This window comes from Flavobacterium sp. CLA17, assembly GCF_013112255.2.
In the GTDB taxonomy this organism is placed as follows: Bacteria; Bacteroidota; Bacteroidia; order Flavobacteriales; family Flavobacteriaceae; genus Flavobacterium; species Flavobacterium circumlabens.
On sequence record NZ_CP068294.1, the window covers coordinates 2877023 to 2892967 of the forward strand.

Here is a 15945-nt window from a genome sequence, read left to right on the forward strand (position 1 = left end):
ATGACTTTCAAAAAAATACTTCTATTCCTTTCTGTAATTTCATTTTACAGTACGTATGCTCAAAAAGAGGGTTATTGGGACAAAGAACGCGCCACGACAAGAGAAATTATTGTCTCTGCACGTGACCGCATTACCGTTCATACAGAAGATTTACCAGTTGGAACTACTGAAATAGTCTATAGAATTACGCTGTTAGATAAAAATCAGGAAATGACAAATAGCCTGGTGTCAGTGCTAAAAGCAATACCTGATCCTTACGGAATAGGTCAGGGTTCGGCAGGAGCAGTGTTTTTGATGTCGAAAATTTCAGGAGACGATCAATGCACGTATTCTATTTTTACATCCAATGAAAATGCAAAAAAATATGTAAGTGACGGAAAGACCGATACAGCCTGTTTTGCTCAGGTGGAACCCGTGAGTAAAGATGCTAAAAGATTGTCTCTGGATAAATCTTCCTGTCTAAAAGAAAATACAACAACGATCTGGTTTGGTTTCGAAAGCAAAAACTGGCTTTTAACCCAAAAAATTGTTCTGGAAGTTGTGCCGTGGGTAGATACAAAACTCAATCGTGGCTGGAATCAGGATAATAAAAATGAAATTATCAGTTTATGCAAAACCTCTACAATGGCCCAGAAAATGGCTAATTCTGATGATTTTTGTGTTTGTATTTTGAATAAAATAATGAAACAATACCGTTATTCGGAATTTCAAAAGTTATTGGCAATCGAAAAAACCAAAGTTTATAAAGATTTTGGTAATGCCTGTTACAATGATGCGGATATTTCTAAAAACGTCTATAACGACTTAAGAACACAAATTGCAGCTTTAATAAAAAATCAAAAGTACAACGAAGCGATTCCCAAATTAAATACCATTATTAATGATGGAAAAGCAACAGCAACAGACTACAGCTCAATTGGTTATTGCTATATTCTGACAAAGCAATACGCAAAAGCAATCAAAACGCTTAAAGAAGGCGAAAAACTGGATGATACGGAACTATTGGTAAAATTGAATCTGGCACACGTTTATCTGTTAAGCGACGATTATAGTTTGGCAAAATCTATTTATAAAAAATACCAGAATCAAAATGTAACAGACAGTTTAAGCTGGACAGACAAAACCAGGTTAGACTTTACCACATTTCAGAAAGCAGGTATTAAATCCGAAGATTACGAAAGAGTTTTAAAGCTTTTTTAAAATTATAACAACTCAGAATCAGAGTATTTAAAATGAAAGCCACTTACCATAAATACATGCTGGAGTTCAAAAGGCCGTCAGGAACTTCACGGGGCATTATGACGGAAAAAGAAACCTGGTTTATTGTTCTGGAAGAAAACGGTAAAAAAGGAATAGGCGAGTGCGGTATTTTAAGAGGATTAAGTGCAGACGATCGTGATGATTATGAGGAAAAACTCAATTGGGCTTGTCAAAACATTCATCTCGGAGAAACCGTGCTTTGGGAAACTTTGCTGGAATTTCCTTCGATACAATTCGGCTTAGAAATGGCTTTTTTATCGCTTAAAAGTGAAAGTCCATATGTACTATTCCCTTCTGATTTTACGGATCATTCTAAATCAATTGCCATAAATGGTTTGGTTTGGATGGGAGAGCCTTCTTTCATGAAAGAACAAATTGAAGAAAAATTAGCCGAAGGTTTTGATTGTATAAAACTCAAAATTGGAGCTATCTATTTCGAAAAAGAACTGGAATTATTACACTTTATCAGAAGTCATTTTTCTGCAGAACAAATAGAAATCAGAGTCGATGCCAATGGCGCTTTTCCTGTAAGTGAAGCTTTAGATAAGCTAATTCAACTTGATAAATTTCAAATTCATAGTATTGAACAGCCTTTAAAAAAAGGAAATCCCGAAGCAATGGAAGAGTTGTGCAAAATGACTCCGTTTCCTATCGCTTTAGATGAAGAGCTGATCGGTATATTTTCACTGGAAGAAAAGGAGAAGCTGCTGCAAAAAATTAAACCACAATACATCATTCTTAAACCAAGTTTTATTGGTGGCTTCAGAGGAACACAGGAATGGATCACGCTGGCAGATCAATACAATATCGGCTGGTGGATTACATCGGCTCTGGAAAGTAATATCGGGCTGAATGCAATCGCTCAATGGACTTTTTTACAGCATTCAAAAATGCCACAGGGCCTTGGAACAGGTGCTCTTTATACCAATAATTTCGATTGCCCTTTAGAAGTCTCAAACGGGCAATTATGGTACAATACAACCAAAAAATGGCAATCTCATCTTCTTGAAAAACCATAAAAAAAACTGGCCGGAAGCCAGTTTTTAAGGTTATATAGTAATTGGTTTTATTCTTTTCCAGCTCTCAGATTCTCCTGCCAGTCTTTTAATTCCTGCCATTTTCCTTCATAAGCGAATAAGGCTTGTTTTGCCCATGTACTTGGATTGTGAATCGCATAATTTTCGCCACCTTCATCCAAAATCATCTGCAGTTTTTCTATAGATGCTTCCGATAATTCATACCAGGTATTGATTCCGGCATTGTTGAACAAAGCTTCAATTTTTGGTCCGATACCTTCTACAATTTTAAGATCATTTTCTTTTATTTTTTGACCCAGAATATACGTAGCAAGATCAGGGTCAAATGTTAAAAGTGATGCAGTGGGTACAGCAAATGATTGTGCTGCAGCAGTAATAGTTGCTCGTGCTGCCATCTCCGTTTCTAAAGCAGAGATTCTTGCCTGTAGGTTTTTAGTATTTATTTGGCAGGCATCAAGATCAGCTTGTAAAGTCATGGCAAGCGAATCATCGGTATTGCATTTCATTCTTCCTAATAAGTAACCTAAAATTCCACAGATTAATCCGATTAGCGCAGGTATTAAAATACAAGGTATATTCATGATTGTCTATTTTTGATTCATTATTTTATGGCAATAACAGCCTCAGGATTCGCGGCAATTGGTTTTTCAACAGAATTAATTGTTAGAGGTTTCATACAATTGCAACATAATTTCGGATAAAAACAAGTACCCAAAATAATAATTATTGCAGTGCCTAATAGGTAAAGTGCTTTTTTAGACATAAGTATGAAATTAAGATCGTATCAAATTTAACCAAAAAAATAACAGGTAACATGTTAATAATCAGATATTTTAAAGTTATTTGTTTAATTAAAATTCCATGAGATCAAAAATTGCAGGATCAAAGAGTTTCTGGTCTGTCAATTCTAAGACTTAATTAAATTGAGTAACTTGCATAAAAATTAATTTGCACATCAAAATGGTTGAAATTGAAAGAAAGTTTCTTGTGAAATCAAATGATTTTAAAGAACAGGCTTTTACTCAAAATAAAATTGCTCAGGGATATTTAAGTTCAATTCCCGAAAGAACAGTTCGTGTGAGAATTAAAGGCCAGAGAGGATTTATTACTATTAAAGGAATCGGACATCAGGGCGGAATGTCCCGTTTTGAATGGGAAAATGAAATTCCGCTTGACGAAGCCCAGGAATTACTGAAATTATGTGAAAAGGGTAAAATTGAAAAAACACGTTTCGAAATAAAATCAGGAGATCATGTTTTTGAAGTGGATGAATTTTATGGTGAGAACGAAGGCTTAATTATGGCTGAAATAGAATTGCAATCTGAAAACGATGAATTCGAAAAACCGGATTGGTTAGGAGAAGAAGTAACGAACGATCCGAGATATTACAACGCCTATTTAAGTAAAAATCCCTTTAAAGATTGGGGAAAAGAATAGTTTTATGACAGCAGCATATGATTTAATAATTGTGGGAGGCGGTCCCATTGGCCTGGCCTGTGCAATCGAAGCCCAAAAGAAAAACCTGAATTACCTGATTATAGAAAAAGGAGCAATTGTAAACAGTATTTTCAATTATCCCTTGTACATGACTTTTTTTTCAACTGCCGAAAGGCTTGAGATCGGGGACATCCCATTTAATTGCCTGGCACCAAAACCGGGCCGTCAGGAAGCTTTGGAATATTACAGAAATATACATCGTTACTTTAATTTCTCCATCCATTTGTTTGAAAGAGTGGCTGAAGTCAAAAAGCAGGAAGGCGGATTATTTAAAGTAAAAACAGATAAAAATTCATACGAAGCTAAAAACGTAATTATCGCAACCGGTTTTTATGATATTCCAATCGAAATGAATGTAAAAGGCGAGGAGTTAGCAAAAGTCCGCCATTATTATAAGGAAGCGCATGAATATGCTTTTAGAAATATTCTGGTAGTCGGTGCTAATAATTCTTCTGTTGATGCGGCTTTGGAATGTTGGAGAAAAGGGGCGAATGTTACTATGGTCATTCGTAAAAACGAAATTAACAATCGCGTTAAATATTGGGCAAAACCGGATATTGAAAACCGAATAGCAGAAGGAAGTATTACAGCGTATTTCGAATCGAATATTACTGAAATCAAGGATAATGAGGTTGAAATTCAAACTCCAAAAGGAAAAATTACAATAGAAAATGACTTTGTTCTGGCCTTAACAGGGTATCAGCCTGATTTATCGTTTTTAGAAAATATGGGAATTCAATTGTCTGATGATGAAATGAAAACGCCAACCTATCATCCGGAAACTATGGAAACGAATGTGCCGGGATTATTTCTCGCAGGAGTCATTTGCGGCGGAATGCACACGCACAAATGGTTTATTGAAAATTCCAGAATTCACGCCAATATGATAATGGATTATATAACAGCCCAATAAAAAATAGCCACAGATTAAAAGATTTAGCGATTAATCGTAATCTATTAAATCCTTTAATCTGTGGCAAAATAAAAATATTAAGAACTACAGGAAAGCATAGAACAACCCACTTTTGAGCGGGCCCAATCGGGTCTTTTGGCAAACCATTTTTCCATTTCCGGCTGTTCGTCGTATGGTTTTTGAAGCAATGAATACAATTCGCTGACCAAAGAAAAATCTCCCTGATCTGCAGCATCAATACTTAACTGGGCCATATAATTTCGCAACACATATTTCGGATTTATAGTATTCATTTTTGCAATACGCTCTTCGTCCGAAAGCTTTTCTGCCTGTAATCTTTTTAGATAAGATGAAAACCAGCTGGTCCAATTTTCCAATACATTGTTGGCAATTTCTTTCGGTATATAAAAGGCGTCTTTAATTTTTTCGAAGGCATTTTCAACGGAGTCTTCCTTTTTGATACGATTCAAATTCCTGAAAAAGATTGTCATATCGGTTTCAGATAATTGCAGATTCTCTTCTAAGTCAGTAATAAATTCACTATCAGTTTCAATTGAAGTAAATATTCCTAATTTACTCAGGAACATTTCTTTATAATCGGAATTGAATTTTTTTATAAAAGATTCTAAGATATTTTCTAAAGGCTTAGCATCATTAATTAACGGATAAAGTGCATTGGCCAGCTGATACAAATTCCACTGTGCGACCTGAGGCTGATTTCCAAATCGATATCTTCTGTTTTGACTGTCGGTAGTATTTGGAGTCCAATTTGGATCGTAGTTTTCTAACCAGCCGTAAGGACCATAATCGATTGTAATTCCATGAATAGACATATTATCCGTATTCATAACACCATGAACAAAACCAACTCTTTGCCAGTGTAAAATCATTTCACGCGTGGTATCGGCCACTTTTTGAAAAAACTGTACATATTGATCTTTAGGCTCTCCTTCAATTTCAGGGAAATAATGTTGGATCGTATATTCCACAAATTGCTTCAAGTTTTTCAATTCATTACGGGAAGTGATCATTTCGAAACTTCCAAAACGGATAAAAGATGGAGCCACACGACAAACGATCGCACCTTTTTCATAGGCAGGATTTCCGTTGTATAAAATATCACGCAAAACTTCATCACCCGAAAGCATCAAAGAAAGCGACCGGGTAGTGGGAACACCCAGATAAAACATAGCTTCGGCACATAAATATTCCCGGATTGAAGAACGCAAAACGGCCAAACCATCTGCAGTTCTGGAATAAGGAGTTTTTCCTGCGCCTTTTAACTGAAGAGTAAAAAACTGATTATTGTGTTCTACTTCTGTTAAGTTTATAGCACGGCCATCTCCCAATTGTCCGGCCCAATTTCCAAATTGATGTCCGGCATAACACAGGGCATAAGGACGCGTTTCAGGAAGAACTTCTTTTCCTGAAAAAGCACTTAAAAAAGATTCCGACTGAATTTCATCCTTAGAAATTCCGACCAGTTCAGCTACAGTTTCTGAGGCATGAATTAGTTGGGGATTAGCTGGTTTTGTTGGATTTACATAGGAAAAAAGCGCATTTGTAACCTGGCGGGTTTCATTAGATTCGTCAGGATCTGCTGGTAATTCGGCTGTAAATCTATTGTTTATTTTTAAGTTTTTCATTGTATTTATTAGGCTAGTTTATCAGCATACATTTTTTTTAGTTTCTGTACTTTCGGGTCAATTACGATTTGGCAATAACGAGCGTCCTGATTGTTATTATAATAGTTTTGATGATCTTCTTCGGCATTATAAAAGACTTCAAATGACTTTAGTTCCGTTACAATCGGGTCTTCGAATAAAGGTTTGACTTCTTCAAAAACCTGTTCTGCAATTTCTCTTTGAATATCATCATGATATAAAATAATGGAACGATATTGTGTTCCGCTATCACCACCCTGACGATTTAAAGTTGTCGGATCATGGCTTGTCATAAAAATTGAAATTAAGTCATGATATGAAATTATGTCAGGATTAAAAGTTACCTGAATGACTTCGGCATGACCCGTTCTTCCGGTACAAACTTCACGGTAGGGCGGATTTTTGATAAAACCTCCTGAAAATCCTGATTTTAACGTCTCTATTCCTTTTAAACGCTGGATTACAGCTTCAATACACCAAAAACATCCACCACCAAAAGTTGCAACCGATAAATTTTCCATAAATCTTATAGTTTAAGTTTTATTGCCCTATTAATCCGATAGAATATTGTGACAAATTTTTATAAAAAAGACTATTTAATTAAAGATACCAAAAGGTTATCTAATGTTTGAAGTTTATAATTGATAAATTCTCAATTCTATAAAAAAGCAATATATTTGCAATCAAATACAGGCACACTAATGAATAGCAAAAATAGTACCATCACTTTAGAAACTTATTTTCAGGAATTTAGGAAAAATATTGTTGGTGTAAACCAGGAATTTACTTCCCCATATGGCAAAAAACAGATCATTTATACCGATTGGACTGCCAGTGGCAGGCTGTATCGCCCTATAGAAGAGAAACTTTTGAATGAATTTGGTCCTTTTGTTGCGAATACTCATACTGAAACTACGGTGTCAGGCACTGCCATGACAAAAGCGTATCATCATGCCAGAAATATTATAAAACGTCATACCAATGCGAGTCAGGATGATGTTTTGATTACTGATGGTACGGGAATGACAGGCGTAGTCAATAAATTCCAGCGTATTTTAGGTTTAAAAATACCGGAAAACTTAAAGGATTGTACGATTGTACCTGCTGAAAAAAAACCAATTGTTTTTATTTCACACATGGAGCATCATTCCAATCAAACTTCGTGGTTAGAGACGATTGCAGATGTGGAAATTATTCCATCCTGTGATAAAGGACTTTTTTGTCTGGATAATCTCGAGCAATTATTAGAAAAGTATCGCGATCGAACTATTAAAATCGCTTCTATAACTTCATGCTCTAACGTTACGGGATTAAAAACGCCTTTCCATGAAGCTGCCAAATTGATGCACCAGCACAACGGGGTTTGTTTTGTAGATTTTGCCTGTTCAGGGCCTTACGTATCAATTGACATGCATCCAGAAAATCCGGAATCTTACTTAGATGCGATTTTCTTTTCTCCACATAAATTTTTAGGAGGACCGGGAACTTCCGGTGTTCTTATCTTTAATAAAAAATTATACCATAATATGATTCCCGATTGTCCCGGCGGCGGAACCGTGAGCTGGACAAATCCATGGGGGGAACATAAATATGTTGAAAATATTGAAGACCGCGAAGATGGGGGAACGCCCGGATTTCTGCAAGTAATAAAAACAGCTTTAGCCATTGAGCTGAAAGAGGAGATGGGAATTGAAAACATTTTACAACGTGAACATGAAATTGTTGATTATGTTTTTAATGAACTGGATCCGGTTGATAATATTAAGATTTTGGCAGGACAGCATAAAAATCGTCTGGGTGTTGTTTCCTTTTTTATTGAGGAACTTCATTTTAATTTGGGCGTAAAATTACTGAATGACAAATTTGGAATTCAAACCAGAGGAGGGTGCAGCTGTGCCGGAACTTACGGGCATTTTCTATTGCATGTAGATCAGGAAACCTCAAATAAATTAGTCGACGAAATTACAATTGGAGATCTGATCAAAAAACCGGGATGGATCAGAATGTCTATTCACCCGACCACAACTGACGAAGAGATTGCTTTTGTTTGTAAAAGCATTAAAGAACTTGCCGGAAATCACAAAGAGTGGGCTTTGGACTATTCGTATAATAAAATCACAAACGAGTTTATTCATAAAAATGCCAACTCATTTGAAGATGAATTGGTGGCAGGCTGGTTTAAATCGTAAGAGTTAAAAAAACAAACCCGACAGTTTTAAAAAATCTGTCGGGTTTGTTTTTAAATTTCATTATTTAGATTCCTGGAATTTTTTGAGAGATAAGAGAGCCTGTTTCTGAATTTTTCCCTGAAAAAAACCGGTCCATCCCAATAAAAGTCCGGTAAAGCCAAAAGCTTGTTTGGACCATTTCCACACATCAAAATTATCGGTATGTTTGATGATTAAACCATCCTGAAAAATAAATTCGGCATAAATCCGATTGACAACTGTTCGGTTTGTTTTGCTGAAATTATAAGTCGCCACCCAATTGGCAGAACCTGAAAATTCATCGGCTTTAATATTTGAAAATTCAATTTTCAGATTTCCTTTGCTTTTTGAAAGTAGCATTTCCCACATTTTAGAAACCTGTCCTTCTTTTAGTAAACCAAAAGCAGGATCAATAAAATGTATCTTTGGATGATAGCATTCGCTCATTGTCTTGTAGTCAGCATTTCCAAAAGCAGTATAGAACTTAGCTATTAAGTTTTCGTTTGAATTCATTTTTTTAATACAATTAGACTCTAAATGTAATACTTATTTTATAAAAAATTAATTACAAAGTACTAATTTCTTTTGCTGTATCATATGATTTTTTCGAAGTGTCAAATGCTGTAGAAAAATAATTCGTTTTGTTTACTGTTGTAAAGTATCCGGTCTGATTTCCGAAAGTATTCGAACCTCCGACAATAATAAATCTAATCCCTTTGATATCTGTTTTTTTTAGCTTAGCCATTTCTGCCGGTGTAAAATAATAATAGGAGGTTGTTTTGCCATCTGCAGACTCCTTACTATTTTTATCGACACACGGAATAACATCGCCATTGGCTAAATCTACATAAACACCACCTGAAATTCGTGATTTTTCATTGGCGGTAACAATTGATAATTTTAAAATTCCGCCTTTTTCCGTTTTTGCAACCTGAACTTTTGTTTCGCCGGTGTACGCATATTTTTCGCAGATAAAGGTATATTCTTGTGTAGCGGGATAAGGTTTAGAACCATTCACTGTCATAGTTTCCTGAGCACCTGCTAAAGTCGAAACGAACAACAACACAAAAAGGGGGAATTTTAAATTCATATTTTTATTCTTTTAATTTAGTTTCGAAATTTTCTTCCCAATCCATTGACTTTATGGCTGAGATTAAATTTTCTTCGTTTACAAAAACACGAAGCTCTTTGTTGGCCACCTTCTTTGTGTAGGTCGCGTGGTAACGGTAAATCACTTCTTGTTTGGTTTTGTAAACACCATCTAATTTCAAATCAACAAAACTGCCGTAATACTGTCTGAAACGCTGACAGGTTTTTGTCAGACGCTCCTCGGTCGTGTTCTCCATTACGGATTTGGTCACTTCAGTTTCATTAAAAGGCTTGAACTTAGAAGTATTACAGGTTTCCAAGACTCTTTTTCCCAAATCATACGCTTTTTTCTGCTGACCGGAATTAATTTCTGAAGGATCTACTTTTGTAATTTTAAGATCTTCAGTGTCTCTGCTGACTGTTTTTGATTTACATCCTACTAATAAGGACAAACATATAATCAATATTGCTTTCTTCATAACTATTTATGTTATTTTTAATAATAAGTTAGGGTCGGGACAGTTTTCTATATAAAAGTTCAAGTCGTTTATATTGCAGACTCCGGGATAATCGCCGTTGTAATTTTCAATATTATTAATAATCTGAAAGTGTAAATGTGGCGCATAATCTCCGTTAACTGTTGAATCTCCAAAGGTTGCTAAACTTTCCCCTTTTTTGAAAATGTCCCCAACGGTTAGGTTTTCTATACTTTCTAACGATAAATGTCCGTATAAAGTATAAAATTTTTCATTTTCCACTTCATGCTCCATAATAATAGTCGGGCCGTAATCTCCAATACCAATATTATTTTTAAAACTATGTATTTTACCATCAAGCGGCGCTATAATAGTTGTCCCGACTTTTCCCCATAAATCAAGTCCAATGTGAATGTTGCGTTCCGGAGTTGATCCGTCTTTAAAAATGCTGCTCCGCTGGTAAAGATTCCTACCTTCGATATAACCGCCAAACGCAATTTCAGCGTTGTTGTTTTGCAAATAATTGCAAATAAAAATTTCAAATTCTGCGGCATTTACAGGTTTGTTTTTAACCAATTCTTTGTTAGTGACCGATAAATCTAATGGTCTGTATTTTGAAAAATCAATACTTGAGTCAATAACTTTTGTAGAAGGCAAGGATTTTAAAATGGAGGTAAGGGTTTTCATAAGGGTAAATTAAGCTACTTTTTCAATGATTATTAATTCGTTATGAACTTCTATTCGGGGCAACATTTTTGAGTTAAACAATTTAGGATTTATTTCCGAAATGTACTTCCTGTTTCTAACATTATGTGCTTCATCCAGAATCATGGTATTAAAAAGTATAAAACCCTGATTTTTCAAAAGGGAACAGACCCGTTCGCTAAAAAACTTTTCGAATAGAAAATTAGGCATTTTTATATCTTCAAAAACATCAATGATAATTAAATTATAATTTTCTTTCGTTTTTAACACAAATTCAAAGGCATCATCAATAATAATTTCCAGCTGTTTAATCTTATTGAGGTTAAAATATTGGTTCGCAATCTGAATCATGTCCGGATCGATTTCAACACCTGTGATTTTTCCTTTATATTCAATTTCATCCACTAACGTTTTAATTACGCTTCCCCCCGCAACTCCCAACAATAAAATGTGATCCATCTCAAGAATATTTTGATACCCAATATTTCTTAAACCATACCTTAATATACGCTGCAGGCTTCCATAAGAATAATTGGTGTTCTCAGAATCCAGAACCAATTCACCATTGGCCCATGTAACTTCGATTATTTTACTTCTGGCCGATTTTTTTTTGAATATTTTGATAGGAATCAGATAACTGAATATTTTTTGAATCATTTTCTCCTCGTTTTACCCAAAAATAACATTTAAATCTTTTATTTTGCCGGAAAAAATAAATTTTAATGAAGAAACAGTTGTATAAATTTATCTTTTTTAAGCTAATGAGCTGGAAGATAGTGGGGATTGAAAATGCAGAAGTAAAAAAATGTATCCTGATGGTAATGCCTCATACAAGCAATCATGATTTTTATTTAGGAATCTTCACCAGGGGAATTTCGGGATTAGAAATGAATTGGGTTGGAAAGAAAGAATTGTTTAAGTTTCCGTTCGGATATTATTTCAGAAGTGTAGGCGGTGAGCCGTTAGACCGTTCAGGAGGTTTAAATAAAGTAGATTCGATAGCGGCTATTTTTGAGCGCAAGGAGGTTTTTCGTTTAGCGGTTGCTCCTGAAGGAACACGTAAAAAAGTTGCTGAAATAAAAAGTGGCTTTTATTATATAGCGCTTAAAGCGAATGTTCCAATAGTGCCTGTAGCTTTTGACTGGGGCAAAAAAGAAGTAAACTTAGGAGTGCCCTTTTTTCCAACCGGAAATTATGAAGCTGATTTGCAAGTCCTGAAAAAACATTATGATGGCGTTATAGGTAAAATACCGGAAAGAGGCTATCATTTTTAACAAAAAAACAATAACATTAACAAGATAAAAACCATAATTATAATTTTATCGTAAGTATAAATAACTTTCTAAAATTATAATTATGAAAAATCTATTTATTACATCCGCATTTTTAGTTTTACTTTTTGCATCTTGCGATAGTAACGACTCTGATAACAACAATAGTACAGATACGCCTGAATTAACATTGGTTACTTCTAGCAATACTTCTGGAAAAATTACTTACACAGATTTACTGGCAACTGCACCAATGGTGAAATCTTTTACCATAGCATCATTAGATGCTGAAGGAATTTCATACAACAGTGAAACAGATGCTGTTATTGTAGCTTCAAGAACTAACAATAAATTAGAAACCTACACCGGAATAAAAAGTGCTCTGAAAGCAGGTACAGATAATTTGACGCTATCCATAAGTAGTTTGACAGGCGAATTTACCAACGCCCGCGAAACTGCAGTTTCAGGAGACATTGTCGTAGTGGCCCAGGATCAGCTGGCTTCTAACGGAATGATAAATAAATTCTTTGTTTATAAAAAAACTGCAGCAAATTTTTCTTTGGTAAAAACATTTACAACAGACTTTAAATTGTGGGGAATTCACATTAATGGAAACGATTTATACGCTGTTGCTGATTTAACAGGTGATCTTGTTTTCTTCAAAGATTTTATGAATAATGCTTCAGGAACAATTACAGCTACCAAACGAGTTACAATTGCTGGTTTAAAACGTTCCCATGGAATAACTTATTCTTCGTCTGATGATGTAATGATTTTAACAGATGTAGCAAGTGCAGCATCAGGAACAGACGGAGGATTGATCGTAATAAAAAACTTTTCGACTGTTTTTAACGCTACAATGACTGGCGGAACAATTGCTTTAATGAATCAGATTAGAGTTTATGGCCCCAATTCAACGTTGGGGAATCCTGTAGATGTTGCTTATGATACTGTTACAAAAAAGATTTATGTAGCCGAGAGACTTAATGCCGGTGGACAAGTGTTAACTTTTAATTATCCGACAATGACAGGTGATTTTGCTCCGGTAAATGTAAGAGCTGAAGCCGGAGTAACTTCAGTATTTATATTGAGAAAATAACTAAATTTATTTATAAATGAAGCGGCCTAAATTCAGATTTTGAATTTAGGCCGTTTTTTATTGCATTATCCCATCTCCTGAGAATTGCTTAAATGAAAAATATTTTAGAATATTTTCAAATACGCGATATTTTCAAATTACGGCACATATACCTTAAATGTTCCATTTTTATAGAAAAATACAATTTTCCCGATTTCATCCTCATTTGAAGGAACATTTGAATTTTTTGTTTCTAAGAAATTTCTTTTTTCTTCTTTTATATCTTCATTCGAATTAAATCCTGAAAATAAATCTCCTGAAGCAGAAGTATCAGTTACTGGAATAGGAGGGCTTGTTTTTTCAATTTCAGCGATAATCTCCGTTTCATTATTTTTAGAAATCTCCTCTTTTTTAGGAAAACTTCCTTTTCCATTTAAGATCCAGTATAGATCTACATCCGGAAAAACTTCTGCAATTTTTAATACAAAATCTAAACTCGGCTTGTTTCTTCCGGAAAGGAGGTGGGACATGCTGGAGCGTTGCACACCGATTTTATCCGCAAATGCAGAAGCATTTAATCCATAATAATCGAGGATAACTTCTAGTCTTTTAACAAAATCATCGATGTTTACCATTGTAAATTATTATAATTAATTCGTATGTTTACAAATGTAATTAAAAGAATTTAAATAACCTATTTTACAGTTGTAAATTAGTATTTTAATCCTTATAATGGCAGGTTTTTACTCTAAGTAATAGTATTTAACTAATTGATAATCAATATTTTTGTATTATTAATTAACACAAGTCACAATTGTTAACAACATAAGGGCGGAATTATTAAATTACCTCAAATTATCTGTTTACAATTCTAAATTTAGCTTCTTTTTTACTGTTTACAATTGTAAAAATAAAGATGTTTACTTTTGTAAACTAATAACAAGACAATGAATTTAGAACAATTATTTGACCAATACAAAGAACAATCGATAGAAGGACGTTACCTGACTTTAGATCATATTCAGCCTTTATTAGACAGATTAAATACTCATGACCAGGTTAAGCTTATAGGTAAATCAGTTTTAGATAAACCTATATATAGTTACCAGGCGGGTACCGGAGCAACACGCATTTACTTATGGTCACAAATGCATGGAAATGAAAGTACCACCACAAAAGCACTCTTTGATTTTATTAATGTTTTAAACAGCGGATCTGATTTTGCAGATACAATGCTTAAAACCTTTACCTTTTATTGTATTCCCATCTTAAATCCTGACGGAGCGGCTCTCTATACCCGTGAAAATGCCAATAAGATAGACCTGAACCGTGATTCTCAAAATCTTACTCAGCCCGAAAGCAATGTGCTAAGAAATGTCTTTGAGTCCTTTAAACCGCATTATTGTTTTAATCTTCATGATCAGCGCACTATTTTTGGAGCTGGAGACACAGGAAAACCTGCAACTGTTTCCTTTTTAGCACCTTCTTATAATGAAGAAAGGGAAGTAAATGATAACCGATTAAAGGCTATTAATGTAATCGCAGGAATAAATGACGTTTTGCAGGAATATATTCCCGGACAAGTGGGTCGCTTTGATGATTCCTTTAATATCAATTGTATCGGAGATACCTTTCAGTTTCTGGGTGTTCCGACAATTTTATTTGAGGCAGGCCACTATACAAACGACTATAACCGCGAAATAACGAGAAAGTTCATCTTTTTCTCACTTATTTCAGCATTTAAAATACTTTCCGAAAACGATTTAGTTGATAATAGATTTTATGATTATTTGAATATTTCACAAAATAAAGTCGTTTTTTATGATTTTATGTATAAAAATATCAAAATAAATTATGATGGTATCGAAATTATTACGAATTTTGTCGCACAATACAGAGAAGAATTGATTGAAAATAAGATTCACTTCAATGCCTATATAGTTGAAGTAGGCGAATTAGAAAATTATTTAGGACATTATGAATATGACGCCAAAGGAGCAAGCTATTCAGATGACTTTAGTAATTTTCCGAATTTGAATCAAAAAGCAGATTTTTATTTAAATAAAAATATTAAATTTGTTAACGGATTGATAAAAAGTTAATTTTTATGTGAATTTGTTATTTTTTATATATATTTTTATACTTTGTTATAGCAATTAGTAATATTAATTAAAGAATTATGAGTAAATTTCGTTTAGATGAAGTAGATCACCAGATTTTAGATATGTTAATAGACAATACGAGAGTTCCGTTTACTGACATAGCAAAAAAACTATTGATATCTGCTGGAACAGTACATGTTAGAGTAAAAAAAATGGAAGACGCAGGGATAATAATGGGATCTTCACTAGCCTTAGATTACGATAAATTAGGGTATTCATTTATTGCTTATGTGGGAGTGTTTTTGAATAATACATCTCAGACTAAATTTGTATTAGAGCGAATCAATCAAATTCCATTCGTAACGGTAGCATCTGTTACTACAGGAAAATTCAATATTTTTTGCAAAATCAGAGCAAAAGATACTAAGCATGCAAAAGAAGTAATCTTCATGATCGATGATATCGAGGGAGTTTACAGAACCGAAACTATGATTTCATTAGAAGAAAGTATAAACGATAAGAAGCGTTTGATGCATACTATTTTTAAAAATATGTAATATTTTCTTGAATGCTATATTAAAATGTAACCTCAAGTTTATTCTTGGGGTTTTTTTATGACCTATTAACCAACCAACTATAACACGAT

The 15945-nt window shown here is 34.2% G+C and carries 18 protein-coding genes; 9 read left to right on the forward strand and 9 right to left on the reverse strand.

Annotated elements, in window-relative coordinates; all coding sequences use genetic code 11:
- Nucleotides 1–1200, forward strand: coding sequence for a M48 family metallopeptidase (locus tag HAV12_RS11775; protein WP_171569835.1), 1200 nt, complete (start codon nt 1–3; stop codon nt 1198–1200).
- 32 nt (nt 1201–1232) lie between these two features.
- Entirely contained in the window at nt 1233–2279 is a 1047-nt protein-coding gene (locus tag HAV12_RS11780; RefSeq protein WP_171569836.1) for an o-succinylbenzoate synthase, read from the forward strand.
- 47 nt (nt 2280–2326) lie between these two features.
- Here the strand turns inward: HAV12_RS11780 and HAV12_RS11785 are convergent, their stop codons facing one another.
- Nucleotides 2327–2878, reverse strand: coding sequence for a hypothetical protein (locus tag HAV12_RS11785; RefSeq protein ID WP_171569837.1), 552 nt, complete (start codon nt 2876–2878; stop codon nt 2327–2329).
- Nucleotides 2879–3257: 379 nt separating this feature from the next.
- Between HAV12_RS11785 and HAV12_RS11790 the strand changes: the two genes are divergently transcribed.
- On the forward strand, nt 3258–3734 hold the full coding sequence (locus HAV12_RS11790; RefSeq protein WP_132036698.1) for a CYTH domain-containing protein: 477 nt from the start codon (nt 3258–3260) through the stop codon (nt 3732–3734).
- A 4-nt stretch (nt 3735–3738) separates the two neighbouring features.
- A complete protein-coding gene (locus HAV12_RS11795; RefSeq protein ID WP_171569838.1) occupies nt 3739–4707 on the forward strand; it encodes a YpdA family putative bacillithiol disulfide reductase in 969 nt (322 codons plus the stop codon).
- Between the two features lie 77 nt (nt 4708–4784).
- Here HAV12_RS11795 and HAV12_RS11800 read toward each other — a convergent pair whose 3' ends face one another.
- Nucleotides 4785–6353, reverse strand: coding sequence for a YdiU family protein (locus HAV12_RS11800; protein ID WP_171569839.1), 1569 nt, complete (start codon nt 6351–6353; stop codon nt 4785–4787).
- Nucleotides 6354–6361: 8 nt separating this feature from the next.
- Nucleotides 6362–6892 carry a peptide-methionine (S)-S-oxide reductase MsrA gene (gene msrA, locus HAV12_RS11805; protein ID WP_171569840.1) on the reverse strand — a complete coding sequence of 177 codons (531 nt, stop codon included), beginning with the start codon at nt 6890–6892 and terminating at the stop codon, nt 6362–6364.
- A 180-nt stretch (nt 6893–7072) separates the two neighbouring features.
- Here msrA and HAV12_RS11810 point away from each other — a divergent pair, with 180 nt between their 5' ends.
- Nucleotides 7073–8560, forward strand: a complete 1488-nt coding sequence (locus tag HAV12_RS11810) for an aminotransferase class V-fold PLP-dependent enzyme (RefSeq protein WP_171569841.1) — start codon at nt 7073–7075, stop codon at nt 8558–8560.
- Between the two features lie 60 nt (nt 8561–8620).
- On the opposite strand, the gene HAV12_RS11815 is transcribed toward HAV12_RS11810, so the two are convergent.
- From HAV12_RS11815 to HAV12_RS11835, 5 genes are read right to left on the reverse strand one after another with little or no spacing between them, the layout of a single operon-like run.
- Nucleotides 8621–9091: a nuclear transport factor 2 family protein gene (locus HAV12_RS11815; protein ID WP_171569842.1), complete on the reverse strand. Its 471-nt coding sequence runs from the start codon at nt 9089–9091 to the stop codon at nt 8621–8623.
- Nucleotides 9092–9143: 52 nt separating this feature from the next.
- Complete coding sequence (locus HAV12_RS11820; protein ID WP_171569843.1) at nt 9144–9668, reverse strand: hypothetical protein; 525 nt, start codon at nt 9666–9668, stop codon at nt 9144–9146.
- 4 nt (nt 9669–9672) lie between these two features.
- On the reverse strand, nt 9673–10146 hold the full coding sequence (locus HAV12_RS11825; RefSeq protein ID WP_132036705.1) for a hypothetical protein: 474 nt from the start codon (nt 10144–10146) through the stop codon (nt 9673–9675).
- 6 nt (nt 10147–10152) lie between these two features.
- A complete protein-coding gene (locus tag HAV12_RS11830) occupies nt 10153–10830 on the reverse strand; it encodes a peptidoglycan DD-metalloendopeptidase family protein (RefSeq protein ID WP_171569844.1) in 678 nt (225 codons plus the stop codon).
- Nucleotides 10831–10839: 9 nt separating this feature from the next.
- The gene (locus tag HAV12_RS11835) at nt 10840–11505 is read right to left on the reverse strand and encodes a spermidine synthase (RefSeq protein ID WP_132036707.1); all 666 of its coding nucleotides are present in this window, start codon (nt 11503–11505) and stop codon (nt 10840–10842) included.
- Between the two features lie 65 nt (nt 11506–11570).
- Here HAV12_RS11835 and HAV12_RS11840 point away from each other — a divergent pair, with 65 nt between their 5' ends.
- Both HAV12_RS11840 and HAV12_RS11845 read left to right on the forward strand, forming a co-directional pair.
- Nucleotides 11571–12122, forward strand: a complete 552-nt coding sequence (locus HAV12_RS11840) for a 1-acyl-sn-glycerol-3-phosphate acyltransferase (RefSeq protein ID WP_171569845.1) — start codon at nt 11571–11573, stop codon at nt 12120–12122.
- A gap of 82 nt (nt 12123–12204) precedes the next feature.
- A complete protein-coding gene (locus HAV12_RS11845; RefSeq protein WP_171569846.1) occupies nt 12205–13218 on the forward strand; it encodes a hypothetical protein in 1014 nt (337 codons plus the stop codon).
- Nucleotides 13219–13355: 137 nt separating this feature from the next.
- On the opposite strand, the gene HAV12_RS11850 is transcribed toward HAV12_RS11845, so the two are convergent.
- Nucleotides 13356–13832 carry a helix-turn-helix transcriptional regulator gene (locus HAV12_RS11850; RefSeq protein WP_171569847.1) on the reverse strand — a complete coding sequence of 159 codons (477 nt, stop codon included), beginning with the start codon at nt 13830–13832 and terminating at the stop codon, nt 13356–13358.
- 312 nt (nt 13833–14144) lie between these two features.
- Here HAV12_RS11850 and HAV12_RS11855 point away from each other — a divergent pair, with 312 nt between their 5' ends.
- Together HAV12_RS11855 and HAV12_RS11860 are read left to right on the forward strand one after the other, a co-directional pair.
- A complete protein-coding gene (locus HAV12_RS11855; protein WP_171569848.1) occupies nt 14145–15299 on the forward strand; it encodes a M14 metallopeptidase family protein in 1155 nt (384 codons plus the stop codon).
- A gap of 77 nt (nt 15300–15376) precedes the next feature.
- Entirely contained in the window at nt 15377–15856 is a 480-nt protein-coding gene (locus HAV12_RS11860) for an Lrp/AsnC family transcriptional regulator (protein ID WP_007805990.1), read from the forward strand.
- The last annotated feature ends 89 nt before the right edge of the window (nt 15857–15945 follow it).

Excerpts from the sequence above, each read along its gene's own strand:
- HAV12_RS11775 (WP_171569835.1), top strand. The coding sequence starts at position 1 with ATGACTTTCAAAAAAATACTTCTATTCCTTTCTGTAATTTCATTTTAC.
- HAV12_RS11780 (WP_171569836.1), top strand. The coding sequence starts at position 1,233 with ATGAAAGCCACTTACCATAAATACATGCTGGAGTTCAAAAGGCCGTCA.
- HAV12_RS11785 (WP_171569837.1), bottom strand. The coding sequence starts at position 2,878 with ATGAATATACCTTGTATTTTAATACCTGCGCTAATCGGATTAATCTGT.
- HAV12_RS11790 (WP_132036698.1), top strand. The coding sequence starts at position 3,258 with ATGGTTGAAATTGAAAGAAAGTTTCTTGTGAAATCAAATGATTTTAAA.
- HAV12_RS11795 (WP_171569838.1), top strand. The coding sequence starts at position 3,739 with ATGACAGCAGCATATGATTTAATAATTGTGGGAGGCGGTCCCATTGGC.
- HAV12_RS11800 (WP_171569839.1), bottom strand. The coding sequence starts at position 6,353 with ATGAAAAACTTAAAAATAAACAATAGATTTACAGCCGAATTACCAGCA.
- msrA (WP_171569840.1), bottom strand. The coding sequence starts at position 6,892 with ATGGAAAATTTATCGGTTGCAACTTTTGGTGGTGGATGTTTTTGGTGT.
- HAV12_RS11810 (WP_171569841.1), top strand. The coding sequence starts at position 7,073 with ATGAATAGCAAAAATAGTACCATCACTTTAGAAACTTATTTTCAGGAA.
- HAV12_RS11815 (WP_171569842.1), bottom strand. The coding sequence starts at position 9,091 with ATGAATTCAAACGAAAACTTAATAGCTAAGTTCTATACTGCTTTTGGA.
- HAV12_RS11820 (WP_171569843.1), bottom strand. The coding sequence starts at position 9,668 with ATGAATTTAAAATTCCCCCTTTTTGTGTTGTTGTTCGTTTCGACTTTA.
- HAV12_RS11825 (WP_132036705.1), bottom strand. The coding sequence starts at position 10,146 with ATGAAGAAAGCAATATTGATTATATGTTTGTCCTTATTAGTAGGATGT.
- HAV12_RS11830 (WP_171569844.1), bottom strand. The coding sequence starts at position 10,830 with ATGAAAACCCTTACCTCCATTTTAAAATCCTTGCCTTCTACAAAAGTT.
- HAV12_RS11835 (WP_132036707.1), bottom strand. The coding sequence starts at position 11,505 with ATGATTCAAAAAATATTCAGTTATCTGATTCCTATCAAAATATTCAAA.
- HAV12_RS11840 (WP_171569845.1), top strand. The coding sequence starts at position 11,571 with ATGAAGAAACAGTTGTATAAATTTATCTTTTTTAAGCTAATGAGCTGG.
- HAV12_RS11845 (WP_171569846.1), top strand. The coding sequence starts at position 12,205 with ATGAAAAATCTATTTATTACATCCGCATTTTTAGTTTTACTTTTTGCA.
- HAV12_RS11850 (WP_171569847.1), bottom strand. The coding sequence starts at position 13,832 with ATGGTAAACATCGATGATTTTGTTAAAAGACTAGAAGTTATCCTCGAT.
- HAV12_RS11855 (WP_171569848.1), top strand. The coding sequence starts at position 14,145 with ATGAATTTAGAACAATTATTTGACCAATACAAAGAACAATCGATAGAA.
- HAV12_RS11860 (WP_007805990.1), top strand. The coding sequence starts at position 15,377 with ATGAGTAAATTTCGTTTAGATGAAGTAGATCACCAGATTTTAGATATG.